This is a genomic window from Azospirillum sp. FG154 (assembly GCF_057809575.1).
This window is the reverse complement of record NZ_JBMDKF010000021.1, coordinates 87785-110024: the sequence shown is the minus strand read 5'-3', so window position 1 is coordinate 110024 and position 22240 is coordinate 87785. Positions and strand designations below refer to the sequence as shown.

Sequence of the window (22240 nt, the reverse complement as noted above, 5' to 3'; positions counted from 1 at the left end):
ACGGGTGTCTCAACGCAAATTTCCACACCCATGTTTCCAGGCGACAAAAAACCGCATTCTCCCTGTTCGGAAAGAAACGCGGCTTTTCATCAAGCCAAAGCAAGACGTCGGGTCGAATGGAAAGTGGCGATTCAGACCGATCAATCGTCGTCGTCGTCATCTTCCTCAAACAGGTTCGCCAGCGTGCGCTCTTCCTTCACGACGACGACCAGGGTCTGGACGTTTTTCTCCAGAACGCCCTGAGTCTGCAACTCGGCAAGGGCGTCCTCGACCTTTTCCATCAGGCGACCGGTGCCCTTGCGCAGACGGCGAATCCGCTTGCGCGACTGTTCGCCCATGTTGATGACGCAGATGGCGCCGCCGCTTCCGCCCTCGGCGTCCGACTCGATGCTCATGATGCTCTCCGCATAAATGGCGTGGTCAATGATCCGGAGCGATCCGGTCAAACGGTGCTTATTCCCAGGAAGGCTTGCGCCGAGCCTTCATCATGTTCGAGCCGAGATCGCGCAGCCAGCCGTTTTTCTTCTTGCGATTCGAGCGATCATGCAGCGTCAAATAAAAGTCCAAAGTCTGGAGTTGCCGACGCAAAACCTTGCGCAGCCGCTTTTCGACGGGCCGCAAGGTCTTGTTCTGCTTTTTGATCTCACCCAAATCCTCGACGATGGCGCCGTGGCGGGTGTGGCCCGATGGTTCGACAACCACGAATTTTACGCCATCCACCGCCGCGACGCGGGATGTCATGGCGTCACGCTCAACGATGCGCTGGGAGGGAGCACTGCCGCTGTTCTTGCGAATCACGGTCACCCGCTTCGCCCCGCCCTTCATTACGACGGTCATCAACCGTGTCCTCCAATCGATTGGGAGCATTCACAATTTATAACACACGCTGATGGATTGACAACAGACCTGCGCGCGCCGCGCGCGCGTATTTTCAGGCCAGCCGCCCGGCGATGACTCGCGACAGGGTTGCGAAGCCGGTTTCAATCGCGAAGAGCGCTTCAATATCAGTCCTTTCGCCAGATTCGCCGACAGTTTCGGGCCGCGCCGCTGGCCCACCCCAGCAACCGCCCGCGATCCAGCGCCGTTATGCGGCGCGCATCCGATCAGCGATGGCCTCCAGATCAAGAACCGACCGCGCCGCCGGGCAACTGGACATCAACTGAATCCGTCCGTCAAAATTCGACAGCACCACGATGTCGCCGCCGCCACGGGGCGAACTCAGCACCAACTCCATGACCGTGTCGGGATCGGGGCGGCGACTGGCGCGTGTCGGCGGGCCGGTGATGGTCAGATCCGCCGAGCCGCCGGTCAGCGCCATGTCCCGTTGGAGCAGCACCTTGGGCAAAATCAGCAGGGAGTCGCCATGGGCGCCGCCCTTGATCCGGTCCCGCACGGCCGCCCGCGCCGCCCGCGCCGCGCCCCAAAATTCCGGCATTGCCGCCGGATCGGCCAGATCGGCGAAAAGATGCGACACCGCCAGCCCCGGCCCCGGCGGAGGGGAGGGATGGATGAAACGGCTCATGTCCACGGACAAGGCCACCGTTCGGCTTCCCAGGCAGTCACGCAGGGCGACCATCAGCGCATGGTTGGGGGTGACTCCCTCCGCCTTGCAGCGGGCCAGGAACGCCGCCGTGTCCTCGGCGGAGAAGCGCAAACACGTCAAGGCCACAGGGGAGGCGGCGGGCAAGACCCCGGCCAGTCGATCCAGCCCGGCGGCTTCCCAACGGGCGCCGGCCTTGGCGCTCCACCAGCCATCAATCAGATCAGCCGAGTCGGGATCGCCAAACACCTCCGGCGGCAAGGATTCCTCGCAGGCCGGCTCCAATGGCCCCGGATGAAGCCCGGCGAGGAAGGCGTCGGCGACGACCAACCCACTGCGCCAGTCGGTCAACGCGTGGTTGGTCGCCAGGGCCAAGGTCGAGCCTCCCGCGTGCCGGATCACCACAGCCCGCCACAGGGGGTGGTTCGGCCCGCCGACCCGCTGGTGCAACAGGTCGGTGGCGACGGCGAGCCAGGTCATCGCGTCACCGTCGATCATGTCGATGACGCCGGACCGCGCGTCTTCAGCCCTTGTGGACCAGCGTGGGCGTTGATGGCGGCCAATGACCGCGCTGGGCAGAGTGAAGGCGCTGTCGCGGACCAGAGCCGCCGCGTCCAGGTTGCGGCGGGTTTGGACCACCAGCACCGTGTTCATCGGGGCTGTGCGGTCCATCAGCCAGAAATTGGCCTCGTTGGGACTGAGCAGGCGATCCACGCTCACCCCACCCCGCCGAGATCGGCCAGTTCCTGATCGAGAAACGCCTCCAGATCGGCGTCGGTCATCGCCAGCACTTCCCGCGCCAACGCCTGTTCCGTGTCCCGATCCGCATCGACCGTCACAGACGGCGCCGCGTCCAACAGATCGGCGAAGCTTTCACCAACGTGCAAGGCCAACGCCTCGATGCTGGGATAGTTGAACAGCAGGGTCGCCGGTTGCGACGCGCCCAAGGCCGCGCCCAGACGGTTGCGCAATTCCAACGCCAACAGGGAATCCAGGCCGATTTCATTCAGCGCCTGGCCCATGTCGATGCGGGTGGGATCGTTCAACCCCAGCACCTCGGCGGCTTCGCTCCGCAACAGTTCAGCCAGCTTGCCACGCCGGGATTCTGGCTTTTCCGCCGCCAACAAGGCCCGGAAATCACGGGTCGGCGCCGATGGGGTCGTCCGCGTGGCCGCCTTGCCCCCCGCCAGCGCCGCCTTTGGCGCGGCTTGCGAGAGGAACGGCGGCGTCCGCCCGCCATAACCGGCCAGGAATTTCGGCCAATCCACCGCGACGAAGCCGTAACGCGCCCGCCCGTCGCCCCCGGCGGCGGCCATGGCGCGGCCCAGCCCGTCCAAGCCTTGGGCGATGGTGAAGGTCTTCACCCCCCGCTCGGCCATGGCGGCGGCGTAGCTCCCCGCCGCCACCGCGCCCACCTCGCCCCAGGCGCCCCAGTTGACGCTGAGGCCGGGCAGCCCATCCCCGCGCCGATGTTCCGCCAAGGCGTCCAGATAGGCGTTGGCGGCGGCGTGGTTGGATTGCCCTCGGTTGCCGATCAACGCGGCGGAGGTGGAAAACAGCACGAAATGATCCAGCGGCCGGCCAAGGCTCAACCGATGCAGACAGCGGGCGCCGTCCACCTTGGCTGGCAGCGCCGAGGCGAAGCTTTCCCAACTCTGGTTTATCAGCGCGCCGTCGGCCACCGACCCCGCCAGATGGAAAATTCCCTTCAAGGGCGGCGTCTTGCGGTCGATCTCGTCCAACAGGGCGGTCATCGCCGCCTCGCTGGCGACATCGGCGACGCGGGTGTGGACCGTCGCCCCCTCCATCGCCAGCGCCGCCCGAAGTTCGTCCGGCGGCGCCCGGCGCCCGACCAGCACGATGGTCCGGGCGCCATGCGCGATCAGCCAACGGACCAGCGGCAGTCCCAACCCGCCGAAACCGCCCGTCACCAGATAGGTGGCGTCGGGCCTGAAGGCGACCGGCGCCGCCAAGGGCGGCAAGGGGGCGGGAACCAGTCGGCTGACCAAGGGACGACCGCCGCGCCAAGCGACGTCCTCCTCCCCGGCTCCGCCATCAAACAGCAGCGCCGCCGCCAGTTCAGCGGCGCCGCCGCCAGCCGGATCAAGATCGACGCGCCGACAGGCCAGTTCCGGATGCTCCAGCGCCACCACCCGACCAAAGCCCCACAGGCTGGCCGCCTCCGGCGCCGTCGGCGCTCCCTCGGCGGCGACCGCGCCGCGCGTGACCAGCGTGAAACCGCGCCGTCCCGCCGCGATCATCGCACGGCCCAGGTCGAACGCCGCCTGCAAGGGCTGCTGATCGACGGCCCCCACCCCGCCCAAAGCGACGACGCCCGCCAAGGCCGACGATCCGGCGATCGCCGTCAACGCTTGCGCCGACGACACGGCGCGGGCCGGTTGGCCATGGGTGGCCAATTCCGCCGCCGCCGCCGCCGCCAAATCCCGTTGCTCATCCTGGCAAACCAGCAGCAGTTCCGGCCCGGCTTCGGCGCGGGCGACGATCACCGATTGCCGCCCCGGCCCGTCCACCGGCGTCGCGGCGACCGCGCCGAAACCGCTTTCCCGCAACACCGCTCGCCAACGCCCGGCGTCCAACAGGGGATGGTCGGGGCGCAAGTCGGTGTCGGCAAAGCGCCACCAACCATCCGTCAGCCCAAAAACGATGTCCCACCAAAGCTGTGGACGCGTGCTTTCCACCAAAATCAACAAGCCGCCGGGGACCAGCGCCTGGCGGACATGCGCCAACGACCGGCGCAAATCGGCGGTGGCGTGAACCACGTTGGCGGCGACCACAATGTCGAAACGCTCGCCGCCAAAGCCCTGCTCGCCGGGCGCCCGCTCCAGATCGAAGACGGCGGTGGCGAAGCCCGGCGCGTCGGCGAAACGCCGTTCCGCCGCGTTCAGGAAAGCGGGCGAGACGTCGGTGAACAGATAACGCGCGGCGCCGCCCGCCGCGTTCAGGACCGGCAGCAGCGCCGCCGTCGTCGCCCCCGTCCCGGCGCCGATCTCCAACACCCGCGCGTTCGCCGCGCCAACGCCGCGCCGCGCCAGCGCCGCCGACAAGGCGGACGCCGCCATGGCGTTGGCGGTTTCCGCCAAACCGGCCCGCCCGTAAACGCCCTTCTCCTCGTCGCTTTCCGCCGGAAACAGCAGAGTCAAGGGATCGGTCTCGCCACGCAGGACGCCGACGATCCCCCGACCGCAACGGGCGACCATGTCGATGTCGGCGGCGTTGTCGGGGAAAGCGGCGGCCAGCGTCCGCGCCACGCCATCGCCATCGCCATCGCCATCGGCCATCCGCTTCAGCCGCTCGAACAGGCGCGCCTTTTCCCGGCTGAGATGCGCGGGCGCCCGACCATCCAGCGCGGTCAGCGCGTCGCGGGCATAGGCCCCGGCCAAACGCTCCAGCCCGTCGCCCAGCCCTGTTTCCGGCAAATCCGCCGCAACCGCCGTGTCCTTGGCCGCCCGCGCCGCAGCGTCCACCCCCGCCCAATCGGCGGCGGGCAAGCCCCCCGTCAAGGGCGCCGTCAGCCAATCCACCGCCAGCAACGCGTCCGCGACCGCGTCGCGTGGAGTCGGCGCGGCCACCCGTTTGATTTGCAGACCATCCACCGCCATCAGGCTGTGGCCGTTCTCGTCGATCAATCGGAAATGACCGACCGCCACCTCGGCGCTGGGTCCGGCGTCGGCGATGCGGGCATGGCAGAAGAAACGCTCTCCTGGCCGCCGCCACAGGCTCAGGCGGTCGATGGACAGCGGCAGGAAGCCGCCCGAGGTTCCCTCGCCGCTGAAGGTCGCGCCCAACAATTGGAAACAGGAATCCAGCACGGCGGGATGGATCGGCAAGCGGGCGGCGTCCGCGCGCAGACCGACCGGCAGACAAATTTCCGCCAGCGCCTCCCCCTCGCCTCGCCAGAACCGCGCCAACCCCTGGAAGGATTCTCCCAACACGATCCCCCGCGAGGCCAGCATGGCGAACAGGGCCGCCGGTCCAGCGTCATCGGCGGTCAACCGCTCGCGCAACGTCGGCAAATCCAGCGGGGCGGGCGGCTGGTCGGGCGCCGCCAGCAAACGACCGGCGGCGTGACGGGTCCAGCCCTCGTCCCCCGCCCGGCGGGAATGGACGGCGTAGCCGCCGTCCGGCATCGCCACGGTTTGCAGGATGGCGCCGTCGGGCGGCGCGACCAGCGCCTGGGCGAACACCAGATCGGCGACGGCGGGCGGCGTCAGCCCCGCCCCCTCGGCGAGCATCAAGCCCAGCACCCCATGCATGGCGCCGGGGACCACCACCTCGCCGAACACCACATGGTCGGCCAGGAACGGCATCGCCTCAACCGACAGCGCGGTTTGATGGATCCGCGCCTCCAGCGGGGTGTCGATGCGCGCGCCCAACAACGGCGAACCGGGTCCAACCTGCGCCACGACAGCGCCACCCAAACCGGGGGTTTCCACCGGCTCCGGCCAAAAGCGGTCCCGACGGAACGGGTGCGGCGGGGCCGCCGTGGGTCGCCAGCCGCGCGATCCGTCCTCCGCCCGGCAATAGGCCGCCCAATCCACCGGCACACCCGCCGTGTAAAGCGCCGCCAGCCCGTCCGCCATCATCCGCCCGTCGTCGATCCCCCGGCGCAGCGACGGAATGAACAGGGTTTCGGGCAGCGTCGCCTTGCCCAGGCTCGACAGCACCGGCTGCGGCCCGACCTCCAGCATCACCCGGCAGCCCTTTTCCGCCAGCGCCTTCAACCCATCGGTGAAACGCACGGGGTTGCGCGCCTGCGCCCGCCAATAAGCCGGATCGAAACGTTGCGTCAGCCGCCCGGTCAAATTGGCGGCGACCGGCAGCCGGGCGGTCTGGCTTTTCATCGCCGCCGCCGCCGCCTCGATCTCGTCCAGGCAGGGATCGAGCAGGGCGGAATGAAACGCGGTCGCCACCTCCAGCTTGTGGACGGCGACGCCCGCCGCCGCCAGCTTGTCGCAGGCCGTCGCCATCGCCGCCAAATCCCCGGCGATCACCGTGTTTTGCGGCGCGTTCAACCCGGCGATGACGGCGCCGGAACCCACGATGACCCGTTTCACCGTCGCCGCGTCGGCGAAGGCCGCCGCCATGCCGCCCAACCCGGCGCGGCGCTCCATCAACCGTCCGCGCTCGGTGATGAAGACGACGCCATCCTCCAGCGAGAAGGCCCCGGCGTAGCAGGCGGCGGCGATTTCACCGACGCTGTGGCCCAGCACGGCGGCGGCCTCCACCCCCCAACTGCGCCACAACTCGGCGGTCGCCAGTTCCAGCGCGAACAGCGCCGGTTGCAACAGGTCGGTGCGGGTCAGCGTTTGGTCGCCATCCGCCAACAACCGGGCCAACGACAGGCCGAGACGGTCGCCAAGAGCCGCGTCGCAACGCTCGATCACCGCGCGGAACGTCGCTTCCGTCCGCATCAGCCCCCCAGCCATGCCCAGATATTGGCAACCCTGCCCGGTGAACAGCAGGGCGAGGGCGGGCGCGGTCAGCGCCTTGGTGGCCGCCGCGCCGTCCAGCGCCTTGCGGGCCGCGTCCAGATCGGAAGCGGCGAAGGCCAGACGGTGCGGATGCTGGGCGCGCCCCGCCGTCAGCGTCGCCGCCAGATTGGGCCAATCGGCGTTTGGATCGGACAACGCCGCGCCAACGCTCGCCCGCAACATCGCCAACCCTTCCCCATCGGCGGCGGACAGGGCCAGAACCGGCGGACGGGTTCTGGACACGGGAACCGCCGTCCGTGGCGGCGGCCCGCCGACGATGACGTGCCCGTTGGTGCCGGAAAAGCCGAAGCTGCTGACACCGGCGATCCGCCGACCATCAACGCCGCCCCATGGCTCCGCCTTGGTGGGCACCGTGAAGGGAAAACCATCGGCGGCGATGTGGGGGTTGAGCGCCTTGAAATGGAGATGGGCGGGAATGACGCCATGTTCGGCGGCCAGCGCCGCCTTGATGAGACCGGCCATGCCGGCCGCCGCCTCCAGATGGCCGATGTTGGTCTTGACCGAGCCAAGCCGGGCTGGCGCGTCCCCGGCGGCGCGCGTGCCATAGACGCTGGCCAGCGCCCGCGCCTCGATGGGGTCGCCCAGCGGCGTGCCGGTGCCGTGCGCCTCAATGACCGACACCTGTTCCGGCGTGATCCGCGCGTCGGCCAACGCCGCGCGGATCACCGCCGCCTGCGCCGGACCGTTGGGCGCGGTCAGCCCGTTGGACCGGCCATCCTGGTTGACCGCCGACCCCAAAATCAGCGCGTGGATGCGGTCGCCATCCGCCTCGGCGTCGGACAGGCGTTTCAGCGCGACGACTCCGCAGCCCTCGCCCCGGACATACCCGTCCGCCGCCGCGTCCAGCGTCTTGCAACGGCCATCCGCCGCCATCATCCGCGCCTTGCTGAACCCAATGTTGAGTTCCGGCGACAGCATCAGATTGACGCCGCCGACCAGCGCCAGCCGGGTTTCCCCGCTGCGCAGGCTGCGCGCCGCCAGATGCGCCGCGACCAGCGACGACGAACACGCGGTGTCGACGACCAGCGCCGGACCTTGCAGACCCAGCGTGTAGGACAACCGCCCGGCGGCGACGGCGACCGAATTGCCCAGGCTGGCGTGACCGTCGATCCAGCCATTTTCACCCAAATTCACCGTCAGCACGCGGGCGTAATCCGTGGTGGACAAGCCGACGTAAACCCCGGTGGCCGTGCCCGTCAGGCTGTCGGGGGCGATCCCGGCATCCTCCAACGCCCGCCACGCGGTTTCCAACAACAAGCGTTGTTGCGGATCCAAAACAATCGCTTCGCGCGGGGAAATGCCAAAGAGACCGGCATCGAAACAATCAACGTCGTCGATGAAGCCGCCCCAGCGGGTGCTCATCTTTCCCGGCGCGTCGGGGTCAGGATCATAAAGGGCGTCAACGTCCCAACGGCTTTTGGGAACCTCGCGGATGGCGTCGTCCCCGTTGACCAACAACCGCCAATAGCTCGCCAGATCGGGGGAGCCGGGAAAGCGGCAGGCCATGCCGACGATGGCGATGGGTTCATGCGCTTTGGCGTCAACCGCCGCCAGCTTGCCGCGCATGTCGGTGACGGCGGCCATCGCCCGGCGCAATTGCTGGGCGACGTCAATCGGGGCGGGAGCCTTAGTATCCGGCACGGTCCATTTCCTCCATCAGCGCGCGGGCCAAGTCTTCTTCGCTCATCGCGTCCAGTTCACTGGGTCCGGGCGGCTCTATCGGCCTTTCCGGGGGCGGCGCCTGGTTTGGACCGTCATCCGCCAAACGTTCGGCCAGGAAACCGGCCAAAGCGTCGATGCCCGGATAGTCGTAGATCAGGCTGGCGGGCAGCGGAAAGCCGATGGCGGCGGCCAGCGCGTTGCGCAACTCCACCGCCATCAGCGAATCCAGCCCGTAGTCGTTGAGCGGCTTGCGCCCGTCCAGGCTTTCTCCGGCCAAGGCGAGAATCGCGGCGGCATGGCCACGCACCGCGTCCCGCAACAGGGGCAGCCGCGCCGCCGGTTCGGCCTCGGACAGGCGCGTTCGCAAACAGGCGGTCGGAGGGGCGGCGTCTGACCGCGAATCCTCATCCACCACCGGCTCCACCACCGGCAGAACCACAGCGTGCGTGGTTTCGGCGGCCAGCAAATCATCCAACGCCGCCAGCGCGGTTTCCGTCGGCAGAGCCGGACCGTGGCGGTTGGCCGCCATGCCGTCGCCCTCCCAGGCGCCCCACGCCACCGCGACGGCTGGCAGCCCTTCGGCGCGACGGCGGCGCGCCAGCGCGTCCAACCCGGCGTTGGCCGCCGCATAATTGGCTTGCCCCGCCGATCCCAGCGCTCCGGCGGCTGACGAAAACAGCACGAAACGATCCACTGGCTGGCCTCGGGTCAGGCGATCCAGCACCACGGCGCCGCGCAGTTTGCCTTTCAGCGCGGCTTCAAAACGGGTCGGCGTCATCTGGGTGAAAACCCCGTCGTCCAGCGCGCCCGCCGCGTGGAAAACACCGGCCAACGGACGGTCCAGACCAGCCAACCAACCAGCCACCGCCGCCTCGTCGGACACGTCGAGGGCGACCGAACGCACCGCGCAGCCCCAATCCGCCAAGGCCGCCATCTCGGCCTTGAGCGCCGGATCGGGTTCCCGCCGCGCCGCCAGGGTGACGCTCCCCGCCCCGTCCGCCGCCAGCCGTCGCGCCAAGGCCCGCCCCAACGCGCCGGTTCCGCCGGTAATCAAATAGGTGGCGTCGGCGCGCAAACTCCGCCGGGTCAAGGCGATGCGGCCAATGTGCTTGGCCGCCTGCATGTGGCGGAAGGCCGGCTCCGGGTCGCGCAGCGAAAACGGCGTCACCGGCAAGGCTCGCAGGGGACCGGCGACGAACTCCTCCATCAGGTCACGCCACAGCCGCCCAACCTGTTCCGGTTCAGCAACGATGTCGCGGTCAAGCGCGATGGTCGAATAGGCGACGTCGGCGCGGTAGGCCATGGCCTGTTCCGCCGACCAGACGCCCGCCTTGCCGACCTCAAGGAAACGCCCCCCCGGCGCCAGAACGTCGAAACCAGCGGCGATCATCACGCCGCTCAGCGCGTTGAGCACCACGTCCACGCCTTGCCCGCCAGTGTGGCTCAGCACCTCGTCCTTGAAGCTGGGCGAGCGGCTGTCGGCGACGCAGGAGACGCCCAAACCACGCAGATACGTCCGCTTTTCCGCATTCCCGGCGGTGGCGAGAACCTCCGCCCCCATGGCTTGGGCGATCTGAATCGCCGCCATGCCCAGGCCGCCGGTTCCAGCGTGGATCAGCACGCGCTCCCCGGCCCGCAGGCGACCCGGCCCGCGCAGGGCGTGCGCGGCGGTCAGAAACACCGTGGGCATGGTCGCCGCCTGCTCATGGCTCCACCCCGCCGGGATCGGCAGGGTCAACGCCGCCTTGGCGATGACCTCGGTCGCCAGACAGCCGGGGGCCAGCGCCATCACCGGCTGACCGATGGCCAACCCGCTCACCCCGTCGCCCAACGCGGCGACGAAACCCGCGCATTCCCCACCCAGTCGGCCACCGTCGCCGGGATAGGCGCCGAGCGCGTTCATCACATCCCGAAAATTCAATCCGGCGGCGGTCACGGCGATGCGAACCTCCCCCGATCCCGGCGACGTCCGATCCAACGGCTGGAACGCCAAATCCCCCAATTGGCCGCTGGCGGGCCGTTCCAACCCGGCGCGACCACCAGCCTCGCCCCAGCCCCCAGCCCAAACCTGCGGCGTCAAGGCGCGGGCAAAGACCGCGTCGTTCCGCAAGGCGATGAACGTCTCGCGACCAGCCATGGCGCGAAGCAGCGGCTCCACCGCCTCGACCAACTCCATCCCGGGCGGCGCGTCGAACGCGCCCGCGTCAAGCTCTGGATGCTCAATCCGCAAGGTGGAGATGACGCCCCACAAGGCCGCCGCCGCGATGGGCGGCGCATGGGCGTCGCCCGGCAACACGGCGGCGCCCTGGGTGACGACGAGCAGTCGCGGCGGCCTGTCCCGACCAATCAGTTGGACCGCCAATCGATGCAGCGCCACGCAAGCCGTCAGGGCGTCGTCGTCGGGCGGGAGGAACAGCGCCAGTTCCGCCGTGTCCGCGTCCACCAAGACCGCGCCAACCGCCGCCAGCCGCCGCGCCAAAACCGCCGCCAGAGCGGCGTCGGCGCCCGCGACATGGACCGTCTTCGGCAGGACTCGGTCCTCAACCGCCGGGCGCCAGGAGAACGCGAACGCCCCCGCCTTGGCGCGCGGTTCCGCCGCCGCGTCCACCCGCGTCAGCGGCTTAGGGTTGGGGCGCAGGATCAGCCCGACGGCTTCGGCCACCGGAACGCCGACGCCATCCAGCAGCGTGACGTCGCCCGACAGCGTTCCGTCCTCCCGCCGCGCCAGCCGCGACCACGCCCACAGGTCCGACCCAATTTCGGCGGAGAACGGACGGAAACCCGCCAGCCCCACCGGCAGATAACCGTTGTCGGCGGCCTCCAGCCCGACCGCCGCCGCGCCCAGGCTCTGGAACGCGCCATCCAGCAAGGCGGCGCGCAACGCGTCGCCGGTCAGTCCAACCGGCCTCGCAAGCCGCGCCAACGCCTCGCCCGAACCGATGCGGAGTTCAATGATCGGTCGGAACGCCGGGCCATAGTCGATGCCCTGCGACGGGAAGCTGGCGTAGAAGGCGCCGACGTCCGCGCCCTGCGGGCATCGCGCCTGCAACGCCGCCAGATCTTGCACGCCGACGCTCGGCGCGTCGCCGACGCGGGCCTCGACGATCAACCGCCAATCATCGGATTCCAACGGCGCGGCGTGCAGGGTCAGCCCGTCGCCGTCCCGCTCGGTTTGCGTCAGCGTGGCCGTGTCCACCGCCAACAGCGCGTGAAAGCGCAGATCGGCGAGCGGCTTGCCCTCGGCCGCCGCCGCCAGCGTCAAGGCCAGGACGGCGGCGGGGACGGTCGCTTGACCACGCACCCGATGATCGGCCAACCACGGCTGCGCCGTGGTGGACAGCACGCTCTGGAACCGGCGAATCCGCCCCGGCCCGCGCAGCGGAGGCCCCAACAGATCGGACGCGCCAATCCCCACAGGCGCGGAGGCGACCGTCGGCGCGGCGTCAACCCAATAACGCCGCCGTTCATACGGGTAGGCTGGCGTGGAGACGATCCGTTGACCGCGCCCGCCGCTGACCGCCTTGCCGTCGATATCGACCCCGGCGACGAACAGCGCCGACAGGCTGCCCAGCACCGCCGCCGATTCCATGTCGGACCCGTCGAGGCTCGACAGCCAGCGGGCGTTCGCGAGCGCCCGGCGCCCCATGCCGCAGAGGATCGGCTGTGGCCCCAATTCCAGAAAGACGTCGCACCCCAGATCGGCCATCCCCCGCACCCCATCGGCGAAAAGGACCGGCGCGCGGGCGTGGCGGCGCCAGTAAGCGCCGTCGAACCGATCAACGGCGGCGCCGGTCAGGTTGCCGAACAGAGGAAGGCGCGGCGTCCGCCACGCCACCGCGTCCGCCGCCCGCTCCAGCTCATCCAACATCGGCTCCAGCAATGGCGAGTGGAAGGCGTGGGACACCGTCAGCCGTTTGGCGACGACGCCGGCGGCGTCCAGCCGACTCAGCGACCGATCCAACGCCGCGCCGTCGCCGGAAATCACCGTGTTGGCCGGACCATTGAGCGCGGCGATGGAAACCAGCGCCGCATCGTCGCCAATGGCAGCTCGCGCCACATCGGCGGACGCCAGAACGGCGGCCATCGCCCCGCCCGGCGGCAACGCCTGCATCAAGGCGCCGCGCTTGGCGATCAGCCGCGCGACGTCGTCGGCGTCCGCCGCCTCGGCCACGGCGGCGGCGATGTATTCACCGACGCTGTGCCCCAGCACCGCCGCCGGTTTCAGCCCCCAATGGCGGTACAGTTCGGCCAGGGCGAACCCCACGGCGAACAGCGCCGGTTGGGCGTAGCCGGTTCGCTGAATCCGCGCCGACGCCTCACCCCACAAAATATCGGTCAAGGGTCGGTCCAGCGAACCGGCCATCGCCGCCGCCATGCGGTCGATGGCGGCGCGGAACACCGGCTCGGTTCGGTGCAACTCCCGCCCCATGCCCGCCCGCTGCGCGCCTTGGCCGGTGAACACCCAGCCCACCCGTGGTTGCTGCGGCGCGGATTCCGGCGGTTGAGCGTTCCGCAAAGCCCGCGCCGCCTCTTGCTCCGAAGCGGCGACCGCTGCGACGCGAAAATCCAGATGCGCCCGACCGGCAAGGCTGGTGTGGGCCAGATCGCCCAGACTGGGGCCGCCCTCGGTCGTCAAAAGATCGGCGCAGTCGGCGGCGCGACGACGCGCGGCGGTCGGCGTCGCCCCCGACGCGACGATCAGGTGCAAGCCGCGCGGTTCCGCCACGGCGACCGGCGCCCACTCAGGAGCTTGCTCCAGGGTCAGGTGAACGTTGGTGCCGGAAAAACCAAAGGCGCTGACCCCAGCGGCGCGCGGTCCCTCAATGGCTGGCCACGGCGTCGGTTCCGTCGGCAGCAGCGCCGGGAAGCTTCCCAGCTCAATGTGGGGATTGAGATTTTTCAAATGGTTGTTCGGCGGAATGACGCCATGGCGCAGCGTCAGCACCGCCTTGATAAGCCCGGCGACGCCCGCCGCCGCCTCCAGATGGCCGAGGTTGGTTTTCACCGCGCCAACCGCCAGCGGTCGGCTTGCGTCGCGTCCGGGGCCGAACACCGCCTTCAGCGCATGGATTTCGATGGGATCGCCCAAGGCGGTGCCGGTGCCATGCGTCTCGACATAGCCGATCCGTTCCGGCGCCATCCGGGCGCGGGCGAGCGCGCCGCGCAAGGCCGCTTCCTGCGCCCGGCCGCTGGGAGCGGTCAGGCTGGACGAGCGGCCATCCTGGTTGATGAAGCTGCCCCGGATCACCGCCAACACCGGATCGCCATCGGCCCGCGCGTCGGACAGACGTTTCAGCACCACGACGCCGCAGCCCTCGCCGCGCACGAAACCATCCGCCGCCGCGTCGAAAGCTTTGCAACGGCCATCGGGGGCCATCATCTGCAATTCCGACAAGGCGATGGTGGACGACGGCGCCAGGATCAAATTGACGCCGCCCGCCACGGCAAGGCGACAATCGCCGTCGATCAATCCCCGGCACGCCAGATGCACCGCCACCAGCGACGACGAACAGGCGGTGTCCACCACCAGCGCCGGGCCTTCCAACCCCAGCAGATAAGCCAGTCGGCCAGCGACGATGGACGGCGCGCCGCCGGTGCCCGACCAGGCGTCGATTCGCCCGCCGCTCGCCGAAATCTGTGAATAGTCGTAATTGCACAAGCCGACAAACACCCCGGTCGGGCTTCCTGCCAGCCGGTCGGGGGGCTGCCCCGCCGCCTCCAACGCCCGCCATGCGGTTTCCAGCCACAAGCGCTGTTGCGGGTCCATCGACGCCGCTTCACGCGGGGCGATGTGGAAGAAGGCCGCGTCGAATTGATCGACATGATCGAGGAAAGCGCCCCAGCGGGTGGTCATCCGTTCGGCCGCCGCGTTCTTTTCCCAACGGTCGGCGGGGAATTCGCCCACCGCGTCAAAGCCGTTCAGCAACAGCCGCCAAAAGGCGTCCGGGCCATCGGCGCCGCCGGGGAACCGACAATCCATGCCGATGATGGCGACGGCGTCGGCGTCGGCGTCGTCACGGGATTCCCCGACAACGGCGGGAGCGGCGGCGAGAACGGCGGCAGCCGCCGTTTTGGCCGGTTGTGGCGCGAAGCTGTCGGCGAGATACGCCGCCAGACGGTCGCAACTGGGGTAATCGAACAGCAACGTCGGCGGCAACGGCGCGCCCAGGCGGTTCTGCAAACGGTTGCGCAATTCCACCGCCATCAGGGAATCCAACCCCAGATCGAACAAATTGCGGCGAGGATCGATGGCGTCGGCCCTTTCGGCGGCCAGCACCGCCGCCGCTTCCCCCCGGACCTGATCGAGCAGGGATACGCTGGAGACAACCGGCCTTGGCTTCCCCGGCGCCTTCGCCGCCGTCGGTCGCGGCAGCTTGGCCAGGAGATCGGCCAAAACCGGCGCCGTCTTGCCCTTCAGCGCCGACGCGAAGGCCGACAAACGGATGGGCAGAACGCCGACCCGACCGTCAAACGGCCCCTCCACCATCGGCCCCCCTGCCATCGGCGCGCCCGCCAACGCCCAATCCAGCGCCTTCACCCCTTGTTCCGGCGGGATGACGTCCATGCCCTGCGCCCGCAGGCGACGCGCGATGTCCGGCCCGGACGCCGAACCGATCTCGCTCCACGCCCCCCAGGCCAAGCTGACGGTCCACGCCCCGCGCGCCGTGCGCCCGGCGGCGAGCGCGTCAAGATAGGCGTTGGCGGCGATGTGGTTGCCCTGCCCCCGCGTGCCGATCAACCCCACCGCCGACGAATACAGCAAAAGGAAATCCAACGGTCCGGCCAGCGTGTCGAGCAGCCAAGCCCCGACCAGCTTGGGCCTCAGCACGGTCGCCATCCGGGGCCAGTCCAAGGAGCCGAGCAAGCCGTCGTCCAGCGTTCCAGCGGCGTGAACCACCCCGGCCAGCCGTCCCGCCCCCGTGGCCAGAGCCGCCCGGACATCAGCTTCCACGCTGACGTCGCCCAACACCCGCCACACGGTGACGCCGCCAGCCTCCAACGCCGCGATCCGCGTTTCCGCGTCCGCGTTGGCCGCCGTGCGCCCCATCAGCACCAGCTTGCGGGCGCCCTGTTCGGCCAGCCACGACGCCGTGCGCAGCCCCAACCCGCCGAACCCGCCGGTTATGAGATAGCGCGCCGCGCCGTCGATGCGCGCCGCCCGCTTTTCATCCGCCGCCTGCGGAACCACATGGCGCAGCCGGGCGACGCGCCGACGTCCATCGGCGTCCAGCCGGACCTGATCCTCGCCATCGGATCGCCGCAACAGGTCGGCCACGGCCTCGGCGACCGCTTCGGGTTCCCGCGCCATCAGCGCGGCGGCGATGTCGATTTGCCTGATCGACACTTCCGGCAGTTCGGCGGCGATGGCGCGGCCCAGTCCCCACAACGGCGCGTTCAACGGTCGAGCGCCCGTCGTGGCGTCCTGGGTCAGCAAAACCAACCTCTGTCCCCGCCCGGCGGCGGCCAACGCCAACCGCCGCGCGCCGTCCAGCACCAGCCGCTGGCGCTCCAGCACCTCAGCCGCGCTCGTCGGTTCCGGGGTTGGATCAAGCGCTTGGGCGAACAGAAGGACGTCCGCCTCGTCCGCCGCCGCCGACGCCGCCGACGCCGGATGGAACCGTTCGGCCAGCGCCCGCGCCACCAACCCGTCGCCCACAATGTGGACGGCGTCCTCCACCCGTCGCCGCGCCGTCAGCACCAGTTGGCGGGCGAACGGCCCGCCGTCCATGGTCGCCGCCGCCACGTCGAAACCAGCCTCGGCCAGCGCGGCGCGCCACCCCCCGACGTCGGGCATCGGGTGATCGGGGCGCAAGGCGTGGTCGGCGAACAGCCACCACCCCTCGGTCAAGCCGAAACACAGATCGATCCAGCCCTGCCGTCCGCGCCCCTCCAACAACACCAACGCCCCGCCGGGCGCCAGCAAACGCCGCAGCCGCGCCAGCGTGTCGGCCAACCGTTGCGTGGCGTGGACGACGTTGGCGGCGACGATCATGTGATAGTGGCCGGGCTGAAAACCCTGCTCCTCCGGGTCCCGCTCCAGATCGAAGCGGGCCGTAGTCGCCCAGGGCTTGTCGGCGTAGCGGTCCTTGGCGGCGGCCAGCAGAGTCGGGGCGATGTCGGTGACGGCGTATTCCGCCATGCGTTCGCCCGGCAACGCCGCCATCAGCCCATCCGTCGTGCCGCCGGTGCCCGCCCCGACCTCCAGCAATCGGATGGCGCCGCCGGTCGGCAGCCCCGCCAGCACCGCCGCCAACAACGCCCGGTTCAGGCCCGACGAGGCGGGGGAGTCGCGGTAGACGTTGCCCTCCGCCCCGCCATCGGCGGGAAACAGCAGGGTCAGCGGGTCCAGCGATCCGCTCAACGCCTCGGCCAAACCCTCGCCGCAGCGGCGCAACAGGGCGATCTCGGTCGCCGCGTCCGGATAATCGGCCGCCAGCGCCGCCATCAACGCCGAGGCGTCCGTCTTGGGCGCCGCGTCCGCCATGCTCCGCAGCAGACCGGACAGCGCCCGGTGACGGGGGAGACGCGCGGCGGCGGGAACCCGCCGCAACGCTTCGGCGGCGTAGGCGGCGGCGGCGGCGTCCATCCGCTCGCCCAGCCCCGCCAGCGCCTGAATCCGTGGCTCCTCCATCGTCGTCGCCAGCGAGGCTTGGGCGGCGGCGGCCATCGCCGCCGCGTCCGCTGGAAGCGGAGCGTCAGGCCAGTCGCAAACCAGCAACCAGTCGCGCCAATCGCCCAACGCCCGCCCGCCGCCGCCCGACAGCCGCAACCCCTCGGCCACCGCGACGCATATCCCGTCGGCGTCGAGCGCCACGATGTCGGCGACCCAATCCGCCCCGCCATCCTCGGTCAACCGGGCGTGCGCGGTCAGCGCGCCGCCGGGCTTGCCGACGCCGGTCAGGACGAAGCGGCGCACCGCCGCCGGTGTGCGCATGGCGCCGCCCAGCTCACCATCCGCCCGCCACGTCATCGCCGCCAAGGACTGAAACGCCGCGTCCAGCGCCGCCGGGTGCACGGCGTGGCCAGCCGGCTCCAACCCATCCAACCGAACCCAGGCGAGGCCCGGCCCCTGCCGCGCCTCGGTCACGCGGCGAAAGGTCGGGCCGTGGGCGACCCCGCCCGCCGCCAGCCACTGATACAGCGCCGGAACGTCAACCCGCGCCGTCACGCCCGCCGCCGCGTCGAAAAGCTCCAGATCGTCCGCATGGTCGACCGCGCGCGCCGACAGGCAGCGGGTCCACGGCCCAGCCGGAAGATCGCGCGCCGCGATGGTCAGGCGGTCGCCGTTCAGCGAAACGAGCATCTCGGTCTTGCCCGACAGGACCAAGGGCGCCTCGAACGCCACATCGGCCGCCGCCGCGCCCAGACCACAGCGGGCGAAGGCCCCCGCCGCCAGTTCCAGCAGCGCCGCCGCCGGCATGATGACGGCCCCGCCGACGCTGTGCTGCGTGAGATACGCCGCCCCCGGCGTCGGCAGGCGGACGCGAAACGCGACGCCGCCGTCCGGCAAATCGATGCGATCCGTCAGCAGAGGATGACCGCCCGCCTGGGCGACGGCGCCATCCCGCCAGTAGCGCTTGCGCAAAAACGGATGGCCGGGCAACCCATCGACGAACCGCCGCGCGCCGGGGAACACGGCGCGCCAATCAACCGTCGCCCCGGCGACGAAGGCGCGGGCCAAAGCCTCCAGCTCCGCGCGCCGGTCGCCAGCGCCGCCGCCGTTCCACGGCTCACCGCCGGACGTCGCCACAGGCGCGCCGGGCAATGGGGCCGCAGCCAACCGACGGCGCGCTTCGTCCGCGTCGGCGGCGACCACGGCGACGCGGTATTCCAAGGCGCTGCGCCCGACCGCCAGAGCGGCGGCGGAAGCGGGCCAATCATCCAAGGCCGGAGCGGCCACGGTGTCCTGGACCAGCCGCGCCAAGGCCGCCGCCGAGCGGGCCGACAGCGCCAGCACCGCCAGACCATCGCCAGAGCCGGTTGGCGCGGGCGGAACGGCGTCGTCCGCCTCAAGGACGATGTGGGCGTTGGTGCCGGAAAAGCCGAAGGAACTGACCCCGACCACCCGCCGCGCGTCGGTCAGCGCGGTCATTCCGCCCGCCGCGATGTGGATCGGACAACCGTTGGCGTCGATGTCGGGGTTGAGCGTTTTAAAGTGCAGGGTGGGGGGCGCCATCCCGCGCTGGACCATGCCCACCGCCTTGATAAGCCCGGTGACGCCAGCCGCCGCCTCCAAATGGCCGAGGTTGCTTTTGACCGAGCCGACGATCAGCGGCGTGGTCCGCCCCTCGCCCATCACGGCGGCCAGCGCGTTCATCTCGATGGGATCGCCCAGCGGCGTGCCGGTGCCGTGCGTCTCAACGCAACACACCTCTGACGGCGCCCGCCCGGCGTTGGCCAGAGCCGCCCGGATCACCGCCTCCTGAGCCAATCCACTGGGCGCGGTCAGGCCGGACGACCGACCGTCCTGGTTGACCGCGCTGCCCCGGATCACCGCCAGCACCCGGTCCCCCGCCGCCCGCGCGTCGGTCAGACGCTTCAGCGCCACCACGCCGCAACCCTCGCCGCGCACGAAACCATTGGCCGCCGCGTCAAAGGGTTTGCAACGACCATCCGGGGCCATCATCCGCAGCTTGGACAGGGTGACGACGCCATCCGGCGACAGGGTCAAGTTCACCCCGCCCGCCAGCGCGGCGTCGCATTCCCCCAACCGCAGCGCCTGCACCGCCAGATGGACCGCCACCAGGGACGACGAACAGGCGGTGTCCACCACCAAGCTGGGACCGTTCAGACCCAGCGTGTAGGACAACCGCCCCGCCGCCACGCCACAGGCGCCGCCGGTGCCGGAATAGGTGTCAAGCGCGCCGCAACCGGCGGACGCCTCGCCCAGCCGGGCGTAATCGCTGGTGCAAACGCCAAGGAACACCCCGGTTTTGCTGCCCGCCAACCCCAACGGTGGAATCCCGGCGTGCTCCAGCGCCCGCCACGCGGTTTCCAGAACCAGCCGTTGCTGCGGATCCATCGACACCGCTTCGCGCGGCGACACGCCGAAAAACTCGGCGTCGAACAAATCAATGTCGCTGAGGAAGCCGCCCCAGCGGGTGTTGGCCTTGCCCGGCGCGTCGGGATCGGCGTCGTAATAGGCGTCGGCGTCCCAGCGCTCCGGCGGAACCTCGCGCACCGCGTCCACCCCGGCGGCCAGTTGATCCCAAAACGCCTCCGCCCCCTCCACCCCGCCGGGCAACCGGCAGCCGAGGCCGATCACCGCAACGGGTTCACGGGCGCGCCGCTCGGCGACGTCCAGCCGGGCCTGCATCTGCTTCAGCAACGCCAGCGCGCGTTGCTTTTCCGAGGGGGCGAGATCGTTCATGGTTCGGCGTACCGTTCTTCCAAGGCGCTGAGGAAACTGTCGAAATCGTCCGCGTCGGGTTCTGGGACCGATTCGGACGGCGGCGGCGGCGGCGGCGGCGGCGGCGGTGGAGTTGGGGCTGGCGACGGGGCCAGCCCACCATCGCTGACGATCAACCCGGTCAAATGCCCGGCCAGCGCGTCGATGGTCGGATAGTTGAACAGCAAGGTGGCGGGCAGGCTTTTCCCCACCAGCCGGGCCAGCCGGTTGCGCAGTTCCACCGACAGCAGGGAATCCAGCCCCATTTCGTTGAGCGGTCGGTCATGACCAACCGGCTTGCCGCCGGTGGACAACAGGGCCGCCGCCTCAACGGCCACCCGCTCGGCCATGTGAGCCGTGCGGCGGGCGGGCGGCAGAGCGCGCAAGGCGTCGGCCAAAGCCCCGCCTTCGGTCGGTCGCTGCGGCGCGACCGCTGCGGGAGCCGGTTTTTTCTCCGCGACCGCTCCCCCCTCCGCCTCGCGCAGCAACGGCGGCAGAGATCCAGAAAAGTGACGGGTCAGCGTCGGCCAGTCGATCGGCAAGACGGCGACGCGGGCCTCGTCGGCGTCCAACGCGCGGGCCAGCGCCGCCAGCCCCTCCGCCGTGGACAGCGCGCCCATGCCGGATCCGGCCAGCCGGTCGGCGACGTTGCGCTTGGCGGCGGCGCCGACGTCGCGCCACGCGCCCCAGGCGATGGAGACGGCGGGCAGTCCCTCGACGCGGCGGCGCTCCGCCAGCGCGTCAAGCGCCGTGTTGGCCGCCGCATGGTTGGCTTGACCGCCCGAACCCAACAGTCCGGCGGCCGAGCCAAACAGGACGAAGGCGTCGAGCGGGCCTGCGGGCAGATCGCGGGTCAGCGCGTCGAGATGACGGGCCGCGTCGATCTTCGCCCCCATCACCCCCGACAACCGCGCCGCGTCCATCCGGGCGAGCGGCGCGTCGTCCAGCACGCCAGCCGCGTGAAACACCCCCGCCAGCGGCGGCAGATTGTCCGCCATCTCCGCCAACACGCCAGCAACCTCGTCGCGGCGCCCGACATCGGCGCGGATGACCCGCAACACCGCCCCGCACGCCGTCATGCGGGCGATGGCGGCCAAGGCGTCCGCCCCAGGCGCGCCACGGCTGACCAGCGCCAGCGCCCTCGCCCCGCGCGACACCGCCCACTCCGCGACCGCCAACCCGACGCCGCCAAGACCGCCGGTGATGAGATACCCCCGATCTGGCCGGAAGGCGAAGCGCGGCGGTCGGGTCAACACGATCTTGCCGAGATGGCGCGCGCGGCTCATCAGCCGCAAGCCATCCACCGCCGCCGCCATCGGCAACGGCGACAGCGGCGGCAGGCGCATGCGGCCTTCCAGCACAGCTTCCAGAGTCGCCCGCAACAGGCGCCCGCCCTCCGCGTCGTCGATCCGATCCAAAGCGACGATGTGGTAATCCACCCCCGGATAGGCGGCGGCGACCCGCTCCGCGCTCCACACGCCGACGCGGCCCAATTCGATGAAGCGCCCACCCGACCGCAGCAGCGACAGCCCGGCGGGAATGGCCTCTCCTCCCAGGCTGTTCAGCACGACGTCCACCCCGTCGCCGCCGCTGGCCGCGCGGATCGCGGAGGCGAAATTGGGATCGCGGGAGTCGAACACCGCTTCAACCCCCTCCTGTCGGCGCAGGAAAGCGCGCCGCTGCGGGCTGCCCGCCGTCGCCAGAACGCGGCAGCCCGCCGCCGCCGCCAGCGACGCCGCGAATTGCCCAACCGCGCCGGTGGCCGAATGGATCAGCACGCGCCGCCCCGGCGCCAAACCGGCCAATTCCGCCATCGCGTGCCAAGCGGTGAAGCCCGCCACCGGCGCCGCCGCCGCTTGCGCCGCCGTCATGCCCGGCGGCAGGCGCGCCGTCCGCGCCGCCGACAGACGCGCATGGTCGGCAAGACAACCGCCGCCCACCGCCATCACCCGATCGCCGACGCGCCGATCGGCGACCCCCTCGCCCACCGCCACCAATGTTCCGGCGCATTCGCCGCCCAACGGAGCCGGATCGACCATGCCAAGGGTGGACAGGACATCCTTGAAATTCAGCCCCGCCGCCTCAACCCGGATGACGACCTCCCCCGGCCCCGGCGTCGGGACCGGCGCCCCCGCC

At 70.4% G+C, this 22240-nt stretch carries 6 protein-coding genes (1 of these 6 only partly in view); all 6 read right to left on the bottom strand.

What is annotated here, in order from left to right:
- Positions 1-140: 140 nt before the first annotated feature.
- Positions 141-395 (bottom strand): DUF6200 domain-containing protein, encoded by a 255-nt coding sequence (locus ACODS4_RS21050; protein WP_488867187.1) that lies wholly within the window; start codon positions 393-395, stop codon positions 141-143.
- 58 nt (positions 396-453) lie between these two features.
- On the bottom strand, positions 454-837 hold the full coding sequence (locus ACODS4_RS21045; protein WP_488867185.1) for a DUF6312 domain-containing protein: 384 nt from the start codon (positions 835-837) through the stop codon (positions 454-456).
- Positions 838-1084: 247 nt separating this feature from the next.
- Entirely contained in the window at positions 1085-2260 is a 1176-nt protein-coding gene (locus ACODS4_RS21040; protein WP_488867183.1) for a hypothetical protein, read from the bottom strand.
- Positions 2257-8694, bottom strand: a complete 6438-nt coding sequence (locus ACODS4_RS21035; RefSeq protein ID WP_488867181.1) for a type I polyketide synthase — start codon at positions 8692-8694, stop codon at positions 2257-2259. Before ACODS4_RS21035 ends, ACODS4_RS21040 begins: the two co-directional genes overlap by 4 nt.
- A complete protein-coding gene (locus tag ACODS4_RS21030; protein ID WP_488867179.1) occupies positions 8681-20086 on the bottom strand; it encodes an SDR family NAD(P)-dependent oxidoreductase in 11406 nt (3801 codons plus the stop codon). The genes ACODS4_RS21035 and ACODS4_RS21030 overlap by 14 nt, the downstream gene beginning before the upstream one ends.
- A protein-coding gene (locus ACODS4_RS21025; RefSeq protein ID WP_488867177.1) for an SDR family NAD(P)-dependent oxidoreductase crosses the window boundary here: on the bottom strand, positions 20083-22240 show its 3' portion. The gene runs 3689 nt beyond the window's last position; only the last 2158 of its 5847 coding nucleotides appear in the window; its start codon lies beyond the right edge, outside the window; it ends in the stop codon at positions 20083-20085. The genes ACODS4_RS21030 and ACODS4_RS21025 overlap by 4 nt, the downstream gene beginning before the upstream one ends.

Coding starts and splice junctions, on each gene's coding strand:
- ACODS4_RS21045 (WP_488867185.1), bottom strand. CDS start 837: ATGACCGTCGTAATGAAGGGCGGGGCGAAGCGGGTGACCGTGATTCGC.
- ACODS4_RS21030 (WP_488867179.1), bottom strand. CDS start 20,086: ATGAACGATCTCGCCCCCTCGGAAAAGCAACGCGCGCTGGCGTTGCTG.
- ACODS4_RS21050 (WP_488867187.1), bottom strand. CDS start 395: ATGAGCATCGAGTCGGACGCCGAGGGCGGAAGCGGCGGCGCCATCTGC.